At 75.0% G+C, this 19103-nt stretch carries 16 protein-coding genes; 5 read left to right on the top strand and 11 right to left on the bottom strand.

What is annotated here, in order from left to right:
• Window positions 1–80 precede the first annotated feature (80 nt).
• On the bottom strand, window positions 81–716 hold the full coding sequence (locus ACFY0X_RS11460; protein ID WP_387752217.1) for a bifunctional DNA primase/polymerase: 636 nt from the start codon (window positions 714–716) through the stop codon (window positions 81–83).
• A gap of 616 nt (window positions 717–1332) precedes the next feature.
• Here ACFY0X_RS11460 and ACFY0X_RS11455 point away from each other — a divergent pair.
• Both ACFY0X_RS11455 and ACFY0X_RS11450 read left to right on the top strand, forming a co-directional pair.
• Window positions 1333–2784 (top strand): PP2C family protein-serine/threonine phosphatase, encoded by a 1452-nt coding sequence (locus ACFY0X_RS11455; RefSeq protein WP_387752214.1) that lies wholly within the window; start codon window positions 1333–1335, stop codon window positions 2782–2784.
• Between the two features lie 126 nt (window positions 2785–2910).
• Window positions 2911–4410, top strand: a complete 1500-nt coding sequence (locus ACFY0X_RS11450) for an aminopeptidase P family protein (protein WP_387752211.1) — start codon at window positions 2911–2913, stop codon at window positions 4408–4410.
• A gap of 69 nt (window positions 4411–4479) precedes the next feature.
• On the opposite strand, the gene ACFY0X_RS11445 is transcribed toward ACFY0X_RS11450, so the two are convergent.
• From ACFY0X_RS11445 to ACFY0X_RS11435, 3 genes are all read right to left on the bottom strand, one after another.
• A complete protein-coding gene (locus tag ACFY0X_RS11445) occupies window positions 4480–5694 on the bottom strand; it encodes a hypothetical protein (RefSeq protein ID WP_387752208.1) in 1215 nt (404 codons plus the stop codon).
• A gap of 254 nt (window positions 5695–5948) precedes the next feature.
• Complete coding sequence (locus ACFY0X_RS11440; protein WP_387752205.1) at window positions 5949–7388, bottom strand: hypothetical protein; 1440 nt, start codon at window positions 7386–7388, stop codon at window positions 5949–5951.
• On the bottom strand, window positions 7385–8062 hold the full coding sequence (locus ACFY0X_RS11435) for an RNA polymerase sigma factor (protein WP_387752203.1): 678 nt from the start codon (window positions 8060–8062) through the stop codon (window positions 7385–7387). Before ACFY0X_RS11435 ends, ACFY0X_RS11440 begins: the two co-directional genes overlap by 4 nt.
• A 233-nt stretch (window positions 8063–8295) precedes the next feature.
• Between ACFY0X_RS11435 and ACFY0X_RS11430 the strand changes: the two genes are divergently transcribed.
• On the top strand, window positions 8296–9465 hold the full coding sequence (locus ACFY0X_RS11430; RefSeq protein ID WP_387752201.1) for a helix-turn-helix domain-containing protein: 1170 nt from the start codon (window positions 8296–8298) through the stop codon (window positions 9463–9465).
• A 52-nt stretch (window positions 9466–9517) separates the two neighbouring features.
• Here the strand turns inward: ACFY0X_RS11430 and ACFY0X_RS11425 are convergent, their stop codons facing one another.
• From ACFY0X_RS11425 to ACFY0X_RS11395, 7 genes are all read right to left on the bottom strand, one after another.
• The gene (locus ACFY0X_RS11425; protein WP_387752198.1) at window positions 9518–10303 is read right to left on the bottom strand and encodes a MerR family transcriptional regulator; all 786 of its coding nucleotides are present in this window, start codon (window positions 10301–10303) and stop codon (window positions 9518–9520) included.
• A gap of 89 nt (window positions 10304–10392) precedes the next feature.
• Complete coding sequence (locus tag ACFY0X_RS11420; RefSeq protein ID WP_387752196.1) at window positions 10393–11658, bottom strand: hypothetical protein; 1266 nt, start codon at window positions 11656–11658, stop codon at window positions 10393–10395.
• 300 nt (window positions 11659–11958) lie between these two features.
• Window positions 11959–13089 carry an LPXTG cell wall anchor domain-containing protein gene (locus ACFY0X_RS11415; protein WP_387752193.1) on the bottom strand — a complete coding sequence of 377 codons (1131 nt, stop codon included), beginning with the start codon at window positions 13087–13089 and terminating at the stop codon, window positions 11959–11961.
• A gap of 297 nt (window positions 13090–13386) precedes the next feature.
• Window positions 13387–13965 (bottom strand): NAD(P)H-dependent oxidoreductase, encoded by a 579-nt coding sequence (locus ACFY0X_RS11410; RefSeq protein ID WP_387752190.1) that lies wholly within the window; start codon window positions 13963–13965, stop codon window positions 13387–13389.
• Window positions 13966–14100: 135 nt separating this feature from the next.
• Entirely contained in the window at window positions 14101–14985 is an 885-nt protein-coding gene (locus tag ACFY0X_RS11405; RefSeq protein WP_387752188.1) for an NAD(P)-dependent oxidoreductase, read from the bottom strand.
• Window positions 14986–15111: 126 nt separating this feature from the next.
• Complete coding sequence (locus ACFY0X_RS11400) at window positions 15112–15540, bottom strand: hypothetical protein (RefSeq protein WP_387752185.1); 429 nt, start codon at window positions 15538–15540, stop codon at window positions 15112–15114.
• A gap of 159 nt (window positions 15541–15699) precedes the next feature.
• Complete coding sequence (locus tag ACFY0X_RS11395) at window positions 15700–16260, bottom strand: heme-binding protein (protein ID WP_387752183.1); 561 nt, start codon at window positions 16258–16260, stop codon at window positions 15700–15702.
• A gap of 325 nt (window positions 16261–16585) precedes the next feature.
• Here ACFY0X_RS11395 and ACFY0X_RS11390 point away from each other — a divergent pair, with 325 nt between their 5' ends.
• Together ACFY0X_RS11390 and ACFY0X_RS11385 are read left to right on the top strand one after the other, a co-directional pair.
• Entirely contained in the window at window positions 16586–17842 is a 1257-nt protein-coding gene (locus tag ACFY0X_RS11390; protein WP_387752181.1) for a sensor histidine kinase, read from the top strand.
• Window positions 17843–17918: 76 nt separating this feature from the next.
• On the top strand, window positions 17919–18566 hold the full coding sequence (locus tag ACFY0X_RS11385; RefSeq protein ID WP_387752178.1) for a response regulator: 648 nt from the start codon (window positions 17919–17921) through the stop codon (window positions 18564–18566).
• Window positions 18567–19103 lie beyond the last annotated feature (537 nt).

Here is a 19103-nt window from a genome sequence, read left to right as displayed (position 1 = left end):
CCGTCGCCAGCGGTCGGATCTTTTGTTTTTCCGGGGCGCCCCGGTGAACCGCTCCGGCGTCCGCCCCGTTCCGGTGATCCTCAGTAGGCCGGACGTCCGCGATCGAGCCGGACCGTCGCCTCCACCAACTCCCCCAGCAGCGGCCCGACCTGCGGCAGCCAGACCCCGCCGCCGACGCCCGGTCGCGGCGCCATCACCCAGCGCACCCGACCGGCCGCGCCGCCGGGCGGCAGCGGCAGGAAGCCGCCCGCCCCGTGGTAGCGCAACGATCCCGGCACCCAGGGGAGTTGGGCGAGCATCTCGCCGAGCACGTCCAGCGAGTACGGGGCCACCAGCAGCGCGTAGCGGCCCGGCATCGCCAGCACCGGCCCGAGCGGCAGCCGCAGCGCGCCCAGGTAGCCCAGCGCCCGGGCGCCGGCCGCCGCGGGCAGGCTGACCGCCGAGACCGTGGAGCCGGTGGCGGCCAGCACCGGCGCGTCCGGACTCTGCCGCTCCCACCACCAGCGCACCATCCGGGCGTCCGTGGTGGCGGCCAGCAGCGAGGGGTCGTGCGGGTGCGCGCCGGGGACGGTGCAGTCCGGGTCGCCGCAGGAGCAGCGGCCGTCGCGCAGCACGGTGCCGGGCACCACGGGCCAGCGGTGGTCCACGGCGGCCGCCAGGGCCGCGGTCAGCCGGGCGGAACGCTCCTCCGACCGGTCCTTCGGGTTCTCACGCATGGCGCTCGTTCCTTTCCCTGACCGCTCGGTTCGCTCCGCTCCGCCGGCGTCCGTCGGGATCCTCCGTGCGGGCCCGCCGCGGCGGGGCCCCGGACTGCGCGAAGCGGGGCGGGCGGCAGGACGGGCGGCGCGGCTACGACGTGGAGCAGGTGTGGAGCACGACATGAAAGGGCCGAACACCGGCCCAGCCCTTGGAACGAGAATCCCGTACGCGACCGGATGGACGCCGCCCGGGCGCGCTTGGTTCCACCGTACGAGTGAGAGTGTTCCGGCCGGCGCGGCTCGCGGGCGGCACGGACATACGATCCGGACGGCCGCCCGGTCCGTCCTCCCGGTTCTGCCCGTTCGCGGCCCGCTCCATGCCTCCCGCCCACCCGGCGCGCGCACGGACCCCGCACGCCCCCTGACCGGGGCGCGAGCGATGTGGAACCGGCCACCGCGTCGTCCTGGATCTGGACATGCCCCGAATGGCCTGTGTAGAAGTGGTGGCATTGCTGTCGATCAATGACGAGTAGTAGCGAATCGAGGCGAAACACGCCCTTAGGCCGTGCTCGCTCCACATTGGCCGCATCTGGGGGTTTCGCATGGCACGTAGCACCGCGTCAGGAGTGACGGCATGAACGAGTCCCACCCGTCGGCGGCCCTCCCCCCGACGACGACCGCCGAGCCGGGCGAACCCGGCTGCGCCGGCGGGCTCACCGTCCTCGACCCGCCGGGCCTGCCCGGCCCCGTCGACGCCCCGGACGGCACGCCGGACGCCCGCGCGGAGCCGTCCACCGCGGTGCAGGACCGTTTGGCCGGACGCCTGTCCGATATCACCAGCCTGCACGAGCACACCGAGCGGCTCGTCCGCGCCCGCGGACTGGCCGCCGTCCTGGACACCGTCCTCGCCTCCGGCGCCGCCCTGCTCGGCGCCCGGCGCGGCGTCCTGGTCACCAGGCAGCCCGGCGGCGGGCCCGGACAGCCGGTCGGCTTCGGCCTCGACCGCGCCAGCCTCGGCGCCCTGGAGACCGTCCCGACCGAGCAGAGCATGCTGGCCCGGCTGCTGCGCGAACGGGACCGGCCCGCCCAACTGCACTCCCGCGACCTCGCCGAGGATCCGGCCACCGGCGCCCGGCTGCGCGAACTCGCCGTCCACCTCGGCCTCGGCGGCGCCTACGGCCTGCCGCTCGCCACCGTCGAGGACGGCCCGCTCGCCGCCGCCCTCTGGTTCTACGACGAGCCCGCCGAACCGACCGCCTGCCGGCGCGACCTGGCCCGCCACTACTGCGAGATCGCCGCCCCGCTGCTCGCCAAGCAGCTGGAGGCGGACCGGATCTCGCGCACCACCGAGGCGCTGCGCCGCGGCCTGCTGCCGGACCGGCTCCCCCGGGCCGCCGGGCTGCGGCTGGCCGCCCGGCTCGTCCCGGCCGGCCTGGAGCGCTCCTGCGGCAGCGACTGGTACGACGCGATCCCGCTGCCGGACGGCACCATCGGCCTCACCGTCGGCTCCGTCTCCGGCGACGGCCCCGGCGCGGGCCCCGGCTCCGCCCCCGGCGCGGCCGCCGCGATGGGCCGGATCCGGGCCGCGCTGCGGGCGTACGCGGTGCTGGAGGGCGAGGACCCGGTCTCCGTCCTGGGGGACCTGGAACTGCTGCTCAAGACCACCGAGCCGACCCGCACCGCCACCGCCGTCTACGCCTGGCTCGAACCCGAGGAGCGCCGGATCACCCTGGCCGGCGCCGGGCACTGCCCGCCCGTCCTGGTCGGCCGGCACGGCGCCGAGTTCGTGGAGACCTCGCTCTCCGCCCCGCTCGGCATGCTGGCCTGCTGGGAGGCCCCCGGGGTGGAGTTCACCGCCGAGCGCGGCGACACCCTGCTGCTGTACACCGAGGGCCTGGCCCGCCGCTGCGGCCCGACCCTGCACGCCGGCCAGGCCAACCTGCGCCGGGCCGCCGCCGACGCCCCGCGCGACGTGCGGATCGACCCGGACCGGCTCTGCGCCCACCTGCTGGCCGTCTGCCCGGACCCGGAGGCCGGGGGCGCGGCCACCGACGACCTGATGCTGCTGGCGGCCCGCTTCGAGTGACGGTTCGATCCCGGAACAACCGGGCGGCCGGTCGTCCGTACCATGGACGCACGGCCGCCCGCGCGTGTCGCGATCCGACACCTCCCCCGAGGGGCGGCGGTACCACCCCCCAAGGAGGCGTTGCACGTGACCGAGGACCGTACCCCCGCGGTGGCCGAGAACCCCGAGGCCGAGGGCGGCGAGGAGCCTGAGCAGTTCAAGGGCCGCAAGAACGGTCTCTACGGCGAGATCTCCGACGAGCTGGCCGCCTCGATGAAGTCCGGCTGGGCCGACACCGAGCTGCACGGCCTCACCCCGGTCGCCCAGGCCCCGTACGCGGCCGAGCGCCGCGCCAAGCTCTCCGCCGCCTTCCCCGGCGAGCGCCTGGTCGTCCCGGCGGGCAACCTGCGGGTGCGCTCCAACGACACCGACTACGCCTTCCGCGCCTCCAGCGAGTACGTCCACCTCACCGGCGACCGGACCGAGGACGCGGTGCTGGTCGGCGAGCCGACCAGCGCGGCCGGCCACGAGTTCACGCTCTACCTGCTGCCCCGCTCGAACCGCGAGAACGGCGAGTTCTGGCTCGACGGCTACGGCGAGCTGTGGGTCGGCCGCCGGCACAGCCTGAGCGAGCAGGAGCAGCTGCTCGGCCTGCCCGCCCGCGACGTGCGCAAGGCCGCCGAGGAGCTGGCCGCCAAGGCCGCGGACTCCGCCGTGCCGACCCGGATCGTCCGCGGCTACGACGCCGGCCTGGAGGCCGCGCTCGCCGACGCCCTGGACGCCGACAAGGACGCCGAGTTCAAGGAGTTCCTGAGCGGCCTGCGGCTGGTCAAGGACGAGTGGGAGATCGGCGAGCTGCGCGCCGCCTGCGACGCCACCGTCAAGGGCTTCACCGACGTGGTCCGCGAGCTGGGCCAGGCCGTCGCCACCTCGGAGCGCTGGATCGAGGGCACCTTCTGGCGCCGCGCCCGGGTCGAGGGCAACGACGTCGGCTACGGCACCATCGCCGCGGCCGGCCCGCACGCCACCACCCTGCACTGGGTGCGCAACGACGGCGACGTGCGCCCCGGCGAGCTGCTGCTGCTGGACGCGGGCGTCGAGACCAGCACCCTGTACACCGCCGACGTCACCCGCAGCCTGCCGATCGACGGCCGGTTCACCGGGATCCAGCGCCGGATCTACGACGCGGTCTACGAGGCCCAGGAGGCCGGCATCGCCGCGGTGAAGCCCGGCGCCCGGTTCCGCGACTTCCACGAGGCCTCGCAGCGGGTCCTCGCCGAGCGGCTGCTCGCCTGGGGCCTGCTGGACGCCTCGGTGTACGACGTCGAGAAGGTCCTGGAGCTCGGCCTCCAGCGCCGGTGGACCCTGCACGGCACCGGCCACATGCTCGGCCTGGACGTCCACGACTGCGCCCACTCGCGCCGCGAGGAGCACGTCGACGCGCTGCTGGTCCCCGGCATGGTGCTGACCGTCGAGCCCGGCCTGTACTTCCAGCAGGACGACCTGACCGTGCCGGAGGAGTACCGCGGCATCGGCGTCCGGATCGAGGACGACATCCTGGTCACCGCCGACGGCAACGAGAACCTCTCGGCCGGCCTGCCCCGCCGCGCCGAGGACGTCGAGGCCTGGATGGCCTCGCTCGCCTGAGCCACGGCACCGCGCAGGGCCCGGCCTCCCGAGCGGTGGGAGGCCGGGCCCTTCGGCTCCGCCCCGGGCTCAGCCCTGGCTGTAGGGCTGGACCAGGGCGTCCACGCCGTGGTGGCCGGCGGCCACCCCGCCGACCTCGATGGCCATCGGTCCGGCGTGCCGCGCCACCGCGACCCGGAAGGTGTACCGGACCGAGCTGCCCGGGAGGAGGTCCGCCAGCCCGGTCGGCTCCACCCCGACCCGGCCGTTGCAGTCCTGGACCGTCGTGAGGGTCTTCCACTCGCCGCCGACCTTCGTCTGCACCGTGACGTCCGACTCGGACAGCCCCTCGCTGTTCCGGGCGGACAGGAACACCGACGGGTGCATCCGGGTGACGCCGTCCGGCGAGGAGAGCGTGTAGGAGAACTCGGTCGGGGCGCCGCCGTAGACCAGGAGGGACGGCTCGGAGACCGCGCTCACCACCGGGCGGTGGGCGTCGACGACCTTCGTGGTCACCACGCTCTTCGCCATGTCCCGGTAGGACTTGTCGTACGGGGTCGGGGCGTCCGCCTCGACGGCGAGGCTGCCCGGGCGGTCGGCCACGTCGAGTGCCATCCGGTACTCGACGGTCCGGCTCTCGCCCGCGGCCAGGGTGAAGGCCGCGTCGTCGCCGCTGCCCGCGTAGTCCATCCCGCCGCCCTGGCTCAGCCCGGGCAGGGTCTTCCAGCCGGAGGCGTCCTTGCGCTCCAGCGTGCCCCGCGCCGTCGAGAGCACCAGCCGGCACGGCGCGCCCTCGTACTGCCGCGTCGCCACCACCGGCGCCACCGCGCGGCTGCCGGAGGCGTCGTCGTTCCTCCAGGTCACCGAGAACGAGACCTTGTCGCCCACCTGGATCCGCTGGCCCTCCCGCAGGCCGTTGAAGGTGATCCCGATGCCACCGGGCCTGGCGGTGCTGTCGGTGGCCGGCTTGGCCCCGGCCTTGGCGGCGGGCCCGGCCGCGCTCTTCGCGGCGGGTGCGGCCCCGGTCTTCGCGGCGGGTGCGGCGGTGACCGGTGCGGCGGCGGACGGCGCGGCGGCGGACGGCGCCGCCTCGGTGGTGGGCGCGGCCGGGGCGGTCGTGACCGGGGAGGTCGGGACGGAGCCCGCGCCGGGGGTGGCCGACGAGGTGGCCGCGGGGGTGGCGGTGGGAGCCGAGGCGGCGACGGACGCCCCGCCGTTCGTCGGGCCGCAGGCCGCGGCACCGACGGCGGCCACGACGGCCAGCGGGACGATCTTCGCAATACGGGCGATAACGGACGCGTTCATGTGACAGTCCCCCAAGGACACGGTGATGGTGATCGGAGTGGTCGGGCGCCTGCTGTCGCGCCCCGAGGAGCCGGCCCGAGCCCCCCGGCTCCGCCGGCTCGCTCTCCCCGCCTCTCACCCTGATAGACGTCCATCCCACCGGGGGGTTGCAGGTGGGTTCGAAGTTTTTTCCGCGGACTTCCCCCGGAACGCCGAAAGGCGCCGTGACCAGGGGAAACCCCGGCCACGGCGCCCCGAAGGCCCGCCTGGGACGACTACTTCACGACCATCACCGGGACGGTCAGCCCCTTCAGCGCGGCCAGCGGCGCGGTGCCGTCGTACGGCAGCGTCAGCTGGACGGCCACCGGCATCGTCCCCAGCCCGTCCACCGGGTCGAGGGCCATCCGGTACGTCACCTTCCTGGTCTCACCCGGCGCGAGCGGGAACCGGGCCTTGCCGCTCACCATCGCGTAGTCCATGCCGCCGCCCATCGAGAGCGGGATCTCCGTCCAGCCGCCGCCGTCCTGGCGCTCCAGCTTGCCCTTGTTCATCGGGAGCACGACGTTCGGCGGCGTTCCGGCGTACTCCGTCGTGTAGACCAGCGGCTGGAGCTGCGGGTAGGTCTTCTGGCCGGTGTTCCGGTACGTCACCGTGAAGGTCACCGGGGTGCCGTCGTTGGACACCTTCTGCCCGGCTCCGATGCCTCCCTCGACCGTGATGGAGAGGTCCTTCGCGGCCTGCTCGGCCGAGGACAGGCCCGGCGACCGGTGGCCGCTCACGTCCAGGCTGTTGACGATCGCCGTCAGGCCCGACTGGTAGTCGCTCTTCAGCCCGTTCGCCGACACGAAGACCTGCTCCCCGCCCATCCCCCACAGCTGGGCCGTGAAGGTGTCGCCGGGCTTGCAGGTGACGTTCCACTGGACCTTGTCGACCGCCTTGCCGGCCACCGTGGACTTGGTCCGCGCGGGGTCGCCGACCGAGGCGTAGCCGTTCTCGGCGACGTAGGGACGGCCCCAGAGCGGGCAGTTCGACTGGCGGCCCCAGCTCCCGGAGCCGGTCACGTCGGTCATCGTCGGCCAGGCCCCGCCTTCGAGTTCGGCCGGGCTGTCGTAGGCCACGACCAGGACGCCGTACGGCTCGCAGGTCGACTGCGACCAGCCCTGCTGCGGGTCCGTCGGCGTGCCCGGGCTCAGGACGCAGACCCGGTCGGCCGAGACCGGCACGGCCTTCCAGCCCGCCGGGACCTTGAACCTGACGCCCCGGAGGCCGGACGAACCCGCCGCGCCGCCGGTGGGGGTGGACGACGGGCTGCCGCCGTCGGCGAGCGGGGCCTCGGTCCGAGGGGCCTCGCCGGTGGGGGTGCCCGGGTCGGTCGGGGCGGCCGTCGCGCTGGGGGTGCCGGTCGGCTCGGGCGTCGGGCTCGGCGAGGTGGTCAGGGTGGCCGCCGGGGGCGGTACCTCGTCCTGGGCGACCGGATCGCCGTGGAAGGTGAGCACGCCGACCGCCACGGCCGCGGCCAGGCCGAGCGGCAGGGTGACGGCGTACACCGGGCGCAGCCGGCGGACCCGGCTCTTCGGGGGCGCGGCCGGACGCAGCCCGGTCGCCGTGACCAGGGAGGCCCGGGCCGTCATCGCCTCGCGGAGCAGCCGTTCGGTCGGTGTCTCGGCCGGTCCGTCGCCGTCGCCGCCGGTGCGGCCGGGGAGCTTGTCGGTCATCGAACCTTCTCCAGGTGCTTTTCCAAGGCGTCCAGAGCGCGGCTGGCGGTGGACTTCACGGCACCCCGGGACAGTCCCAGGGTCTCGGCTATCTGCGCCTCCGACATGTCGGACCAGTAGCGCAGCACCAGCACCTCGCGCTGGCGGGGGGTCAACTCCTGCAGGGCCGCCAGCACCCGGCGGTGCTCGTCGTTGAGCACCGCGTGGTCCTCGGCGGACGGGGCGTCGGCCACGTGCGGCGGCACGTACTCGCGGGCGGTCCTGCGGCGGCGCAGCATCGAACGGGCGCCGTTGACCACCGAGGTGCGCAGGTAGCCGAGCGCGTTGTCGAGGTCGTCCAGCTCCTCGCCGTGGCGCTGGTAAAGCTGGGTGAAGGCGTCCTGGACGACGTCCTCGGCCAGGTCCTGGTGGTCGACCAGCAGGACCGCCATCCGGACCAGGCCGAGCCGGTGGGCGTGGTAGAGGTCGGTCAGGGTGGGCCGGTCCTCGGCCGGCTTGCGGCCGCCGCGCAGCAGCCGGAACCCGGAGCGGCGCTGCTTCGCCTCCTGCTCGGTGACGACGGCGGCGAGCGGTTCGCCCGCCTCCCGCGCACCGAACAGCGCGGCGACCACTCCTCGGATGGAGAAGCCGCGAGCCCCTGACTGCGCGGCGGTCGGCCCGATGGCCATGGACATCTGCGTTTCCGCTTTCCCCCGGGACGGTGACGGCTGCCGCCGTTCCGTCAGGTCACCTGATCAAGATCGTGATCGGGGGGATCATCCCAGCCGTCCGCTGCCGGGCTCCCTCCGCCCCCGTACCGAGGACGTCTGACGGCGGTGGAGGTTGCGGGCGGGTTCGAGGAAAGTTCCGAGGTGGCCGGGACGGCTACACTCACCGGCATTCCGCCACCCGTGAGCAGGGGGTTCGCATGGCCGAGCAGAACGTCGACGGTCCGGTCGGGGCCGGCACCGGTCCGGCCGCCGGGCCGGCTCCGACCGGTACGGACGCCGGTACGGCTCCGACCGTCCAGGCCGCGGGCAGGGTCGCGGCCGGCGGCACCGCCGTCGGGTCGCGGCCGGTGGCCGTCGCCATCGGCCGGCGCCCGGAGCCCGTGCACGACGTCGCGGTGTACGCCTTCCCGGGCATGGCACCGTTCGAACTCGGCGTGGTGGTCGAGGTGTTCGGGCTGGCCCGGCCGGAGCTGACCGGCCTGCTGGCGGCGCCCTGGTACGGGCTGAAGGTGTGCGCCGACCGGCCCGGGACGGAACTGGAGGCGGTGGGCGGCTTCGCGCTGACCGCCCGGCACGGGCTGGACGAGCTGGCGGCGGCCGACACCGTGGTGGTCCCCGGGGTGCCGAACGCGTTCGGCGGTGTGGGGGCGAGCGTCTCCCCCGCCCTGGTCCAGGCGCTGCGCACCGCGCACGGACGCGGCGCCCGGATCGTGTCGATCTGCTCGGGCGCCTTCGCACTGGCCGCCGCCGGGCTGCTGGACGGCCGGGAGGCGACCACCCACTGGCGGTACGCCGAGCTGCTCCAGCAGCGCTACCCGGCGGTGCTGGTCAACCCGGACGTGCTGTACGTGGACAACGGCGACGTGCTGACCAGCGCGGGCAGCGCGGCCGGCATCGACCTCTGCCTGCACCTGGTCCGCCGGGACCACGGCGCCAGGGTGGCCAACACGGTGGCCCGCCGCTTCGTGGTGGCCCCGCACCGGGACGGCGGGCAGGCCCAGTTCGTCGAGGCGGCGGTCCGCCCGGTCGAGGAGGAGGACGACGGGGTCGCCCGCAGCATGCAGTGGGCGCTGGACCACCTGTCGTCCCCGCTGACCATCTCGCAACTGGCCGGTGCGGCCCGGATGTCGGACCGCTCGTACCTGCGGCACTTCACCGCCCGCAACGGGACCAGCCCGATGCGCTGGGTGGTCACCCAGCGCATCGCGGCCAGTCTGGCGCTGCTGGAGTCGCCGGAGGGGTCGGTGGAGGAGATCGCCGCGGCGGTCGGCTTCGAGAGCGCGGCGACCTTCCGCCACCACTTCGGCCGGGTGATGCGCACCTCCCCGACCGCCTACCGGCGCTCGTTCGGGCGCGGGGTGGCCTGAGCGCGGGTGGCTTGAGCACGGGCCCCGAGCGCGGGTGGCCCGAGCGCGGGGCCTACTGCCCCTCGCTCTTCTCCTCCCGCCGGTCCGCGTTGGCGACGATGGCGTCGTGCAGCCACTGGGCCAGGCCCGGCGCGATCTTCTCGTAGGTGTCGGTCCAGCGCGCGTCCGAGACGTACAGGGAGGCCAGGCCGCGGTGGATGGTGAACGTGCAGTCGTAGAAGTTCCGGCAGATGTGCTGCCGGTGCTCCTCGGCCAGGTCCGCGGCCACCGTGCCGTCGGCGGGCTCACCGGCGGTGACCGCCGCGGCCAGACGGTCGTTGAGCTCCGTCGTCTCGACCTGGATGCGCTGCCAGTCGGCCTTGGAGTAGCCGCCGGTGCGGCGCTGCGACTCGGCCCAGGCCTCGGTGTCGCCCCAGCGCTGCTCGGCCTCCTGCTCCCACTCCTCCTGGTAGTCCGCGCCGAAGATCTCGAACTTCTCCTCCGGGGTCAGCTGAATGCCCATTCTCCGTGCCTCCATGGCGTGTTCGACGGCTGAGGCGAGTTCCTGGAGGTGACTGATCCGGTCGGTCAGCAGCCGGTGCTGCCGTCGGAGGTGCTCGGTCGGGCTGACCGAGTCGTCGTCCAGGATCGCCGCGATCTCGTCCAGGGGGAACCCGAGTTCGCGGTAGAAGAGGATCTGCTGCAGCCGGTCGAGGTCGGCGTCCACGTACCGGCGGTAGCCGGACCGGGTACGGCCGGCCGGGGACAGCAGGCCGATCTCGTCGTAGTGGTGCAGGGTGCGGACGGTCACCTTGGCGATCTTCGCCACGGCGCCGACCGAGTAGCCCTCACTGGTCATCGGAGTTCCTCCCTGGTGCTGACCACCACCCTCGGCTCTCACGTCGCGTGAGGGTCAAGCGGTGAAACGGGAACGGGCGCGCGCCCGCCTCAGACCCCGGCGCCGGCCGGCGTCCGCTCGCGCCGCCGGCCGGCCCTGGCGGCCCGGGCGTCCCGCCGGCCACCGCCACCGCCACCGCCGTCGCCGTCACCCGGGGCGCCGGGCCGCCGCCGCCGGGACCGCCGGGTGGGCCAGAACAGCACGTACCCGGCGGAGAGCACCACGAAGGCGAGCCGGACGAAGCCCCGGGCCGCGTCGGACGGCAGGAACAGCGTGCCGCCGTACAGCGAGGCCAGCGCGATCCAGCTCCACCACGGGACGAGCCGCTTCTGCCCGACCGCGTCCCAGAGCAGGGTGCCGAGCAGGATCGAGGCCGTGTAGTAGGTGTAGACGCTCGGGTCGAGCAGGATGCGGGCGTCCGCGCCCAGCAGCACCACGGCCGGCCAGCGGCCGCGCCACACGGCGGCGCAGCCGAGCCCGATGCCGAGCGCGAACTGGGCCGGCCGGTCCCACCAGGGGGTGGCCGGGTCGGTGACCCCGAACCAGCGCAGCGCGGAGGCGGGCTGGTTCGGGATGGTGAACTTGGCGGCCGCCATGGTGTCCAGGTTGCCCAGGTAGAACGGCAGCCAGGCGATCGCCACCAGGGCGCAGAACCAGAGCGCGGTGCGCAGCCAGGCGGGCCGGGGCAGCGCCAGGACCAGCGGGGCGAAGGCGATCGCCCAGGGCTTGGAGTCCACCGCCAGCGCCAGGAAGACCGCGACCTGGACGGGCTTGCCGCGGGCCAGGGCGTGCGCGGCGAGGGTGGTGAAGAACAGCGCGAGGACGTCGTCCAGGTGCGCGAAGCGGACCGAGACCTCGACCCACATCGGGATGAACGCCAGCCCGGCGATCAGCAGCCGCTGCTGGAGCCGTCGGTGGTTGGTCCCGGTGCCGAGGTAGTACAGGGCGGCGGTGCGGCCGACCAGGACCAGCATCACCAGGCCCAGCCCGGCGCTCACCGCCTCGGCGATCAGCTCGCCGGTGTGCGGGGCGAACGGGGCGGTGAGCCGGGCCGCGGCCAGGCTCACCGGGCCGATCTGGAGCTCCGGGTGGTGGGCGTAGAGCGACAGGCCGCCGTCGGACTGACCGCTGAAGAGCAGCTGCTCGCCCTGGCGCAGGTAGTGCCAGGAGAAGCCGCCGCTGGGCTCGACCAGGAGGAACCAGAGCACCGTCCAGGCGGCCAGCAGGACGTGGTGCCTGCGCAGCGGCAGTCCGGCGATCCGCCCGGTCGACGCCTCGTAGTCGGTGGTGGCCCGTGCCGTGCGCGCTGTCCGCACCTGTCCTCTCCCCGCCGTTCCGCCCCCTCCGGCCGGACATCCTATGTGACGAAGGAGAACCGGCCGTGCCGCCCGCGGATCCGTCCGACGGGACGGTGCGGGCGGCACGGGGAAGCCGCCGGGGACGCCTGGGAACGCTCGGGAACGCCGCCCGGGCCGGGTCGGCGGCAGCCGTGGCCCGGCCCTCCCGGGCGGCGTCCCCGGAGTCGGCGCGCTCCTCAGCGGGCGCGCTTCACGATCGGCGCGCTCCTCAGCGGGCGCGTCTCACGCTCGGCGCGCCCCGGGGCGGCGCGCTTCGGCTCAGCCCTGCTGGGCGGACTTGCGGCGGCGCAGCACCACGAGGGTGCCGACACCGGCCACCAGCACGGCGGCACCGGTGGCCGCGATGGCGGTGGTGTTGTCACCGCCACCGGTCTGGGCCAGCGCCTTGTCGCTGCCGTCCGCAGCGGCCTTGGCCTTGTCGACGGCGGCCGGGGTCAGCGGCGGCGGGGTGATGACCGGGGGCTCCACCGGGAAGTCGATCGGGCCCGCGGTGTCGCCGCTGCTCTCGGCCGGGGCCGGGGCGGTGGCCGAGCCGGAGGGCTCACCGGTGGCCGGGGTGGTCGGCTTCTCGGTGGGCTTCTCGGTCGGGGTGCCGGTCGGCTGCCCGGTCGGGGTGGCGGTCGCGGTCGCGGTCGCGGTGGCCGACGGGGAGCCGCTCGCGGTCGGGGACGGCTTGCCCGTCTGGGTCGGGGTCGGCGTGGGGCTGGGCTTGCCGGTGTGCGACGAGGTGGGCGTCGGGGTCGGCTTGCCGCCGGCCGCCTTGATGACGAAGCCCACGCCGCCGTCGCAGCTGAGGTGGCCGTTGTCGACCGGCTGGTGGCTGGAGTCGTCGAGCTGGGCGGCGAAGACGACCGGGACGACGCCGGCCCGGCCGAGCGGGGCACCGTCGGTGAAGGACGCCCGGACCTTGATCGGGACGTTCTTGCCGCGGTTCACCCCGAGCAGGTCGTCGGCGACCGGGTTGCCGCTCGCGTCGAGGGTGCCGAGCATCATCAGGACGGAGTTGTTCTTCTCCCCGCTCTGGTCGGGGGCGACCACCGCGGTCTGCCACTCGCCGCCGGGGAGCCGGTACTGGACCTTGAGGTCCTTGGCCTGGAGCGAGCCCGCCTTGTTCTTGAACTTGAGCAGCGGGATGAAGACGAAGTCGTGCTTCGTCCGGTTGTCGATCTTGAAGGTGAACTCGCGGGCGTCACCGCCGGCGATGAAGGTGCCGGGCACGCCGTTCAGCGAGAGGTCGAGGCCGGCGTGCGACGCCTTGTCGGCCTGGGACGCGACGGCGGACGGGGTGCCGGTGGCGCCGACGGCCATGGCGCCCTGGGCGCCGGCCAGCACGAGCGAGGACGCGAGCGCGGCGGCTCCGGCAAGGGAGAGACTGCGACGTATGGACAAGGGAGACCTCACGGAAGAGTCCGGGCGAGGCCCGGGCGCGAGGGGGCGGCCGCAGACGCCGCGTACCCCCCGCGAAGCTGAAAGTCCGACGGAGAGTACCGAACGATCGGACCGGTCCGGAAGGCGGGTGGCACGCTTCGCCCCGGACCCGGGGCAGGCCTGTCCGAATCGTCCAACTCTGGCACCCCGTACGGCTTTTGCTCCGCACCGGAGGACCGCCGGCGGGTGACCGCCGACGGCGTCCGGCGGGTGACGGGTACACGCCCGGCGGGCGGTACCCCCGCGCCCCCTGGAGGATCAGCCCGCGAAGAAGGACTTGGCCGCGATCACCGCCCGCTCGTCGGCCAGCACGTCGCCCGGCCGGGTGCCGGTGCCGAGCAGCACCCCGCCCCAGCGCATCCCCATGTAGTCGGCGGTCAGCCGGAGCGTGCCGATCAGCGGCTCGGCCTTGTCGTCCTCGGTGGCGAGGGCGGTGACGCCCCAGACGGTGCCGCCGCGCATCGCGTCGCGGAACCCCACCCCGGGCACCCGGAACCAGGCCGACCAGTAGTCGAGGTAGAGCTTGGCGCTGGTCGGCAGCGAGTACCAGTACAGCGGCGCGACGAAGACCAGGTCGGTGGCCGCCAGGGTGGCGTCCAGCAGCGTCCGCTCGTGGCCGGCCGGCTCCGGGTAGCTGCCGTCACCGGTGTGCCGCAGGTCCCGGAAGGGCGGCAGCGGGTGCTCGTCCAGCCGCAGCCAGCGCTGCTCGGCACCGGCCGGCAGGCTCGACTCGGCGGCCAGCCGGGCGAGCCGGGCCGAGTTGCCGTCGGTGCGCGCGCTGGCGTCGAGGAACAGGAAACGGCGCGGCGCCTCGGCGCCGGACGGCTGATCGGCCATCAGGACTCCTCCGTCGTACGTACGGTGCGGACGCAGGGGTGAGCAGCCGTCGAACGCCGGTTTATTCCGCGCCGGTGGCGGTGGCGGTCCGGAGCCGGGCGGCACCCGGGAGCGGCCGGGCCGGCGGCCGGTCGGTCAGTCGGGCAGTCCGGCCCGGCGGCGGGCGACGGCGGCGACGGCCGCCCAGTCCTTGTCCCCGTCGCCGTGGGCCAGCGCGTCCAGGAAGGCGTCCCGCAGGATGCTGCCGAACGGCAGCGGGACGTTGCGCGCGGCGCCCGCCTCCAGCGCGAGGCCGACGTCCTTGAGCCCCAGCGGCAGCCGGAACCCGGCCGGCTCGTAGCGGCGCTCGGCCACCATCGCGCCGTAGCCGCTGTGGATCGGCCCCGGGAAGAGCGTGCCGGTGAGCATCTCGACCAGGTCGGTCGGCCGGACGCCGTTGGCCTCGGCGAGGCTGCACGCCTCGGCCATCGACTCGATCGCGCAGGCGATCAGGAAGTTGGTGCTGATCTTGGCCGTGTTGGCCTGCCGGGGGCTCTCGCCGAAGTGCCAGGTGCGCTCGCCCATCGCGGCGAACAGCGGATCGGCCCGCTCCAGCAGCTCGGGCGCGCCCGCGACCAGGAGGTTCAACCGCCCCGCCGCCGCGACCGGCGGCCGGCCGAGGACGGGGGCGGCCACGTAGCCGATGCCGTGCTCGGCGTGCAGCGCCTCGGCCCGCTCGGCGAGGGCGAGCGAGACGGTGGCCATGTTGACGTGCAGGGTCGCCGAGGCGCCGGCCAGCAGCGCGGGGTCGAGCAGCAGCTGCTCGACCGCCGTGTCGTTGGCCAGCATGGAGACCACCGTGTCGGCGGCGAACACCTCGGCGAGCGAGCCGGCCGCCTCCGCGCCCTCGGCCACCACGGCGGCCACCGGCTCGGGCGAGCGGTTCCAGACCCGTACGGTGTGGCCGGCCCGGAGCAGGCTGCCGGCCATGCCGCGCCCCATCGCTCCGAGCCCCACGAAGCCGATCGTCCGCCCGGTCATCCGCCCGCTCCCCTCGTCACCGCCGCTCGTGTGCGACCGACTGTACGTCAGGGAGGCGGCGGCCCCGTGGGTGGACCGGTCGGCGTACCGCTGCCGGGGCACGGCGCATCGCGGCCGGGCCACGGCTCACGCGCAGGCGCGGGCGGCCCGCATCCGGGGGCGGTCGGCGGCCGCACCGCGCTGCAGTTCGGCGACCACCCGGTCGCGCAGCAGCTCGTACTGGGCCTGGAGCCGGCCGGGGCGGGCCGGGCGGGCGACCGGTCGGCCGGGGCCGACCAGCTCGTCCGGTCCGAACTGCTCACGGGTGAGGTCGATCTCGAAGCCGGTGGCGAAGCGGTTCCACCAGTGGAGGTCCGTCCGCACGCCGTCGACGTGCACCTCGCCCATCATCAGCTCGCCGCCGAGCAGGTCGTGCACCACCATCGCCGTCACCCCGCACTGGCCGCGGGCGGGGTTGTCGGGACGCCAGTGGGCCAGATCCTCGGGCGCACAGGTGTCAACACCCCAGGAGGAGCGGATCGCACGTTCGATGTCGTTGAGGGTCCACGCCGTCATACCGGGAAGCCTGCCACGCGCCACTGACAGCGGCACCGGCTTTTCGAAGGGTCATCCCGTGTTCTGCGGCGACCCTCCTGTCGTTCACCCGAACGAGACCGTGGCCCGGCCGGCCGGTCCGCCCGGGTTGCGGGAGGGGCCGGCCGGCCGGGCCCGGCGTCACTTCGCCAGCTCGGCGACGCCCGCCTGCGCGAACTGCTCGTCCAGGTCCCCGCTGGGCGCGCCCGCGACACCGACGGCCGCGATCGGCGCGCCCTTCGACTGGATCGGGGCCCCACCCGCCAGGAACAGGGTGCCCGGGATGTCCTTCAGGTTCGGGGCCTGGGCCAGCCGCTTGGCCAGCTCCGAGGTCGGGGCGTTCCAGGACACCGCGGTGAAGGCCTTGCGCTCGGCCGAGACCGGGGCCTGCGGGCCGGCGCCGTCGCCCTTCAGCAGCACCCGGGTGACACCGTCCCGGTCGACGACCGCGACCGACACGTGCTGGCCGGCCTTGGTGGCCGCGTCCAGGGCGGCCTGGGCGGCGCGGGTGGCGGCGTCGATGGTCAGACCGCTGCTCTGGGCCAGGTTCTTGTTCTGGGTGTCGGCCTTCACGGCGGCCGGGGCGGCCGGGGTGTCGGTGGACTCGGCGCTGGCCGAGACGGCGCCCACGGTGGCGGCGGCGAGCGCGGCGGCGGCGACGGTGCCGGTCAGCACCCGGGTGCGCACGGAGGTCTTCTTCATGGTCCAGCTCCTCAGCGGATCTGCGGGGTGGGTGGGGCGGGGGTTCGGGGGGCCGCCGGACCGTTGCGGGGATCGTCCGGCGGCGTGCTTCGATCCTCCGCCCGGGGCAGGGGCCGCCACATCGGCGGTCCGGCGCGGGCGGCCGGGCACGATGGTGGACGGGGGCGTCAACCGATCGGCTGATGCGGACCCGGGCCGGACGGGTCACCATCGAGGGATCGGCGCAGGTCGACGCGGGTCGACGCCGGTGGCCGCGGGTAGCCGCGGCTCGGAACGGACCGGCGCCGACCGCGCACGCACCACCCCGTTCAGCCAGGAGCCACCCGTGCAGCAGCCCCGCCCGACCGCCGGCCGCCGCGCCGCGGACCGCACCGGCGCCGCCCGTCCCGGCGTCCTCGGCCACGACGCCGGCGACCCGGACGCGGGCCGGCTGGCGCTGCTGCTGGACTCCGCCTTCCTGCTGCTGCTCGCCGCCTCGCTCAACCGCTACCTCAGCCACCACTCCGGCAGCGCCCAGGCGCCCTGGGTGATCGGGTTGAGCGCGGCCCTCGCGGTCGCCCAGCCGGCCGGGTCCTGGCTGGACCACCGCCGGCCGCCCGCCCCGGGCCGGCACCGCCGGTGGCCGCCGGCGGTGGTGGTGGCGCTCTGGGTGGTACTGGTGCTGCTCGCGCCGAGCTTCGCCTGGTGCGCCGTCCCGCTGATCTACACCGCGCTGCGGGCGCTGCCGGCGAAGGCCGCCATCCCGCTGGTCGGCGCGCTGACCCTGCTGGTGGTGATCGCCGAGATCCGGCTGCCGGGCGGCACCGACGCCACGCTCGTCCTGCTGCCGCCCGCGGTGGCCGGACTCGCCACCGGCGTCTTCCTCTTCATGGCCCGGCAGGCCGCCCGGCAGCGCGCGCTGATCGCCGACCTGGTCCGCACCCGGCGCGAACTCGCCGCCACCGAGCGGCGGGAGGGCACCCTGGCCGAGCGCGAGCGGCTGGCGATGGAGATCCACGACACCCTGGCGCAGGGCCTGTCCAGCCAGCAGATGCTGCTCCAGGCCGCCGAACGCACCTGGGACACCCACCCGGCGACCGCCCGCACCCACGTCCGCACCGCCGCCGAGGTGGCCGCCCGGAACCTGGCCGAGGCCCGCCGCTTCGTCCACGACCTCGCCCCGGCGGAGCTCTCCGACGGCCGCACGCTCGACCAGGCGCTGCGGGCGCTGGCCGAGCGGGAGTCCGCGGAGAGCGGGCTGCCGGTCCGCTTCCACCTGGACGGCACGCCGGTGCCGCTGCCCGCCGCCGCCCAGGCCGCGCTGCTGCGGATCGCCCAGGGCGCGCTGGCCAACGTCCGCGAGCACGCCGGGGCCTCGGCCGCCGCGATCACGCTGTCCTTCCTCGGCGACCAGGCCGTGCTGGACATCGCCGACGACGGGCAGGGCTTCGACCCGGAGGCGGCCGGCACCGGGGGCGGGCGCGGGTACGGCCTGCCGGCGATGCGGGCCCGGCTGCGGCAGCTGGGTGGCAGGCTGACCGTGGAGAGCACGCCCGGCGAGGGCACCGTGGTCTCCGCCGCGATCCCCCTCCAGCAGCGGTGAGCCCGGCGACGCCCCTGAATCCGTGACGACCCTGGAACTGCGATGACCCTGGAGCAGCGATGACCGTGGAGCAGCGATGAGCACGACTCCCGTACCGGCGGCTCCCGTCCGGCTGCTGGTCTGCGACGACCACGCCGTGGTGCGGGCCGGACTGCTGGCGCTGCTGGCGAGTGCCGGCGACATCGAGGTGGTCGGCGAGGCGAGCACCGGGGAGGAGGCCGTCGCGCTGGCCGCCCGGCTGGCACCGCAGGTCGTGCTGATGGACCTCCAACTCGGCGACGGCATCGACGGGGTGGAGGCCACCCGGCGGATCACCGCCGTTCCGGACGGGCCGCACGTCCTGGTGCTCACCACCTACGACACCGACGCCGACATCACCCGGGCGATCGCCGCCGGCGCCACCGGCTACCTGCTGAAGGCCGAGCGGCCGGAGGAGCTGTTCGCCGCCGTGCACGCGGCCGCACAGGGCCGCACGGTGCTCTCACCGCCGGTCGCCTCCCGGGTGATGGCGCAGATGCGGGCGCCCGCGCCGCAGCTCACCGAACGCGAGCAGGACATCCTCGAACAGCTGGCGCAGGGGCTGGGCAACCGGGAGATCGCCCGGGCGCTGTTCATCAGCGAGGCCACGGTGAAGACCCACCTCGGCCGGATCTACGACAAGTTGGGCGTGGACACCCGGGCGGGCGCGGTGGCGGTGGCCAAGGAGCGCCGACTGCTGCGCTGAGCCCGTCGGCTCCCCCTTCCCCCCGCCTGGGCTGAGCCCACCGGCTCGCCTGCCCCTGGCTGCGCTGGGCGCTCGCCCGGTGTCACTGCGTGCTGCCATGATGCTTGGAATGTCGGATTCCAGGCCGGTGTCCACCGCCGCCCGCCCCCGCCCCGGCACGGGCGGTTCGGGCGGCGGCCGCCCCTGCGGGGCCGTAAATCCCTGGCCCTACGGGCTTTCCGGTCGTCGCCGAGGGTCCACCGTGATGTAAATGTTTCGTGGATTCCGCTATTGACAAACCAACCACGCGGTTTGTTAGTTTGAGATCAACGACGTCCCCGGAGGTGGGGGCTCGCCGGGGCCTGTGCGGACCGCTCTCGCCGGAGGGTGTGGCCCAGGGGGGAACGGCGGGTTTGCCGGGGTGTCGGGGGGAGCGGCAGCGCCGAAGCCGCGCGACGAGGCGGCGTGGGGGGGGGGCGGGGGGGGGCGCGCCCCCCCCCCCCCCCCCCCCCCGCCCCCAGGCGCAACCCACCCCCCCCACAAAAGGCAACAAACAAA

The sequence above is a fragment of the Kitasatospora sp. NPDC001547 genome (assembly GCF_042894165.1).
Lineage (GTDB): Bacteria > Actinomycetota > Actinomycetes > Streptomycetales > Streptomycetaceae > Kitasatospora.
The sequence above is the reverse complement of the archived record's forward strand: the minus strand, read 5'-3'. Positions and strand labels throughout refer to the sequence as shown.

Excerpts from the sequence above, each read along its gene's own strand:
- ACFY0X_RS11460 (WP_387752217.1), bottom strand. The coding sequence starts at position 716 with ATGCGTGAGAACCCGAAGGACCGGTCGGAGGAGCGTTCCGCCCGGCTG.
- ACFY0X_RS11455 (WP_387752214.1), top strand. The coding sequence starts at position 1,333 with ATGAACGAGTCCCACCCGTCGGCGGCCCTCCCCCCGACGACGACCGCC.
- ACFY0X_RS11445 (WP_387752208.1), bottom strand. The coding sequence starts at position 5,694 with ATGAACGCGTCCGTTATCGCCCGTATTGCGAAGATCGTCCCGCTGGCC.
- ACFY0X_RS11440 (WP_387752205.1), bottom strand. The coding sequence starts at position 7,388 with ATGACCGACAAGCTCCCCGGCCGCACCGGCGGCGACGGCGACGGACCG.
- ACFY0X_RS11435 (WP_387752203.1), bottom strand. The coding sequence starts at position 8,062 with ATGTCCATGGCCATCGGGCCGACCGCCGCGCAGTCAGGGGCTCGCGGC.
- ACFY0X_RS11430 (WP_387752201.1), top strand. The coding sequence starts at position 8,296 with ATGGCCGAGCAGAACGTCGACGGTCCGGTCGGGGCCGGCACCGGTCCG.
- ACFY0X_RS11425 (WP_387752198.1), bottom strand. The coding sequence starts at position 10,303 with ATGACCAGTGAGGGCTACTCGGTCGGCGCCGTGGCGAAGATCGCCAAG.
- ACFY0X_RS11410 (WP_387752190.1), bottom strand. The coding sequence starts at position 13,965 with ATGGCCGATCAGCCGTCCGGCGCCGAGGCGCCGCGCCGTTTCCTGTTC.
- ACFY0X_RS11405 (WP_387752188.1), bottom strand. The coding sequence starts at position 14,985 with ATGACCGGGCGGACGATCGGCTTCGTGGGGCTCGGAGCGATGGGGCGC.
- ACFY0X_RS11400 (WP_387752185.1), bottom strand. The coding sequence starts at position 15,540 with ATGACGGCGTGGACCCTCAACGACATCGAACGTGCGATCCGCTCCTCC.
- ACFY0X_RS11395 (WP_387752183.1), bottom strand. The coding sequence starts at position 16,260 with ATGAAGAAGACCTCCGTGCGCACCCGGGTGCTGACCGGCACCGTCGCC.
- ACFY0X_RS11385 (WP_387752178.1), top strand. The coding sequence starts at position 17,919 with ATGAGCACGACTCCCGTACCGGCGGCTCCCGTCCGGCTGCTGGTCTGC.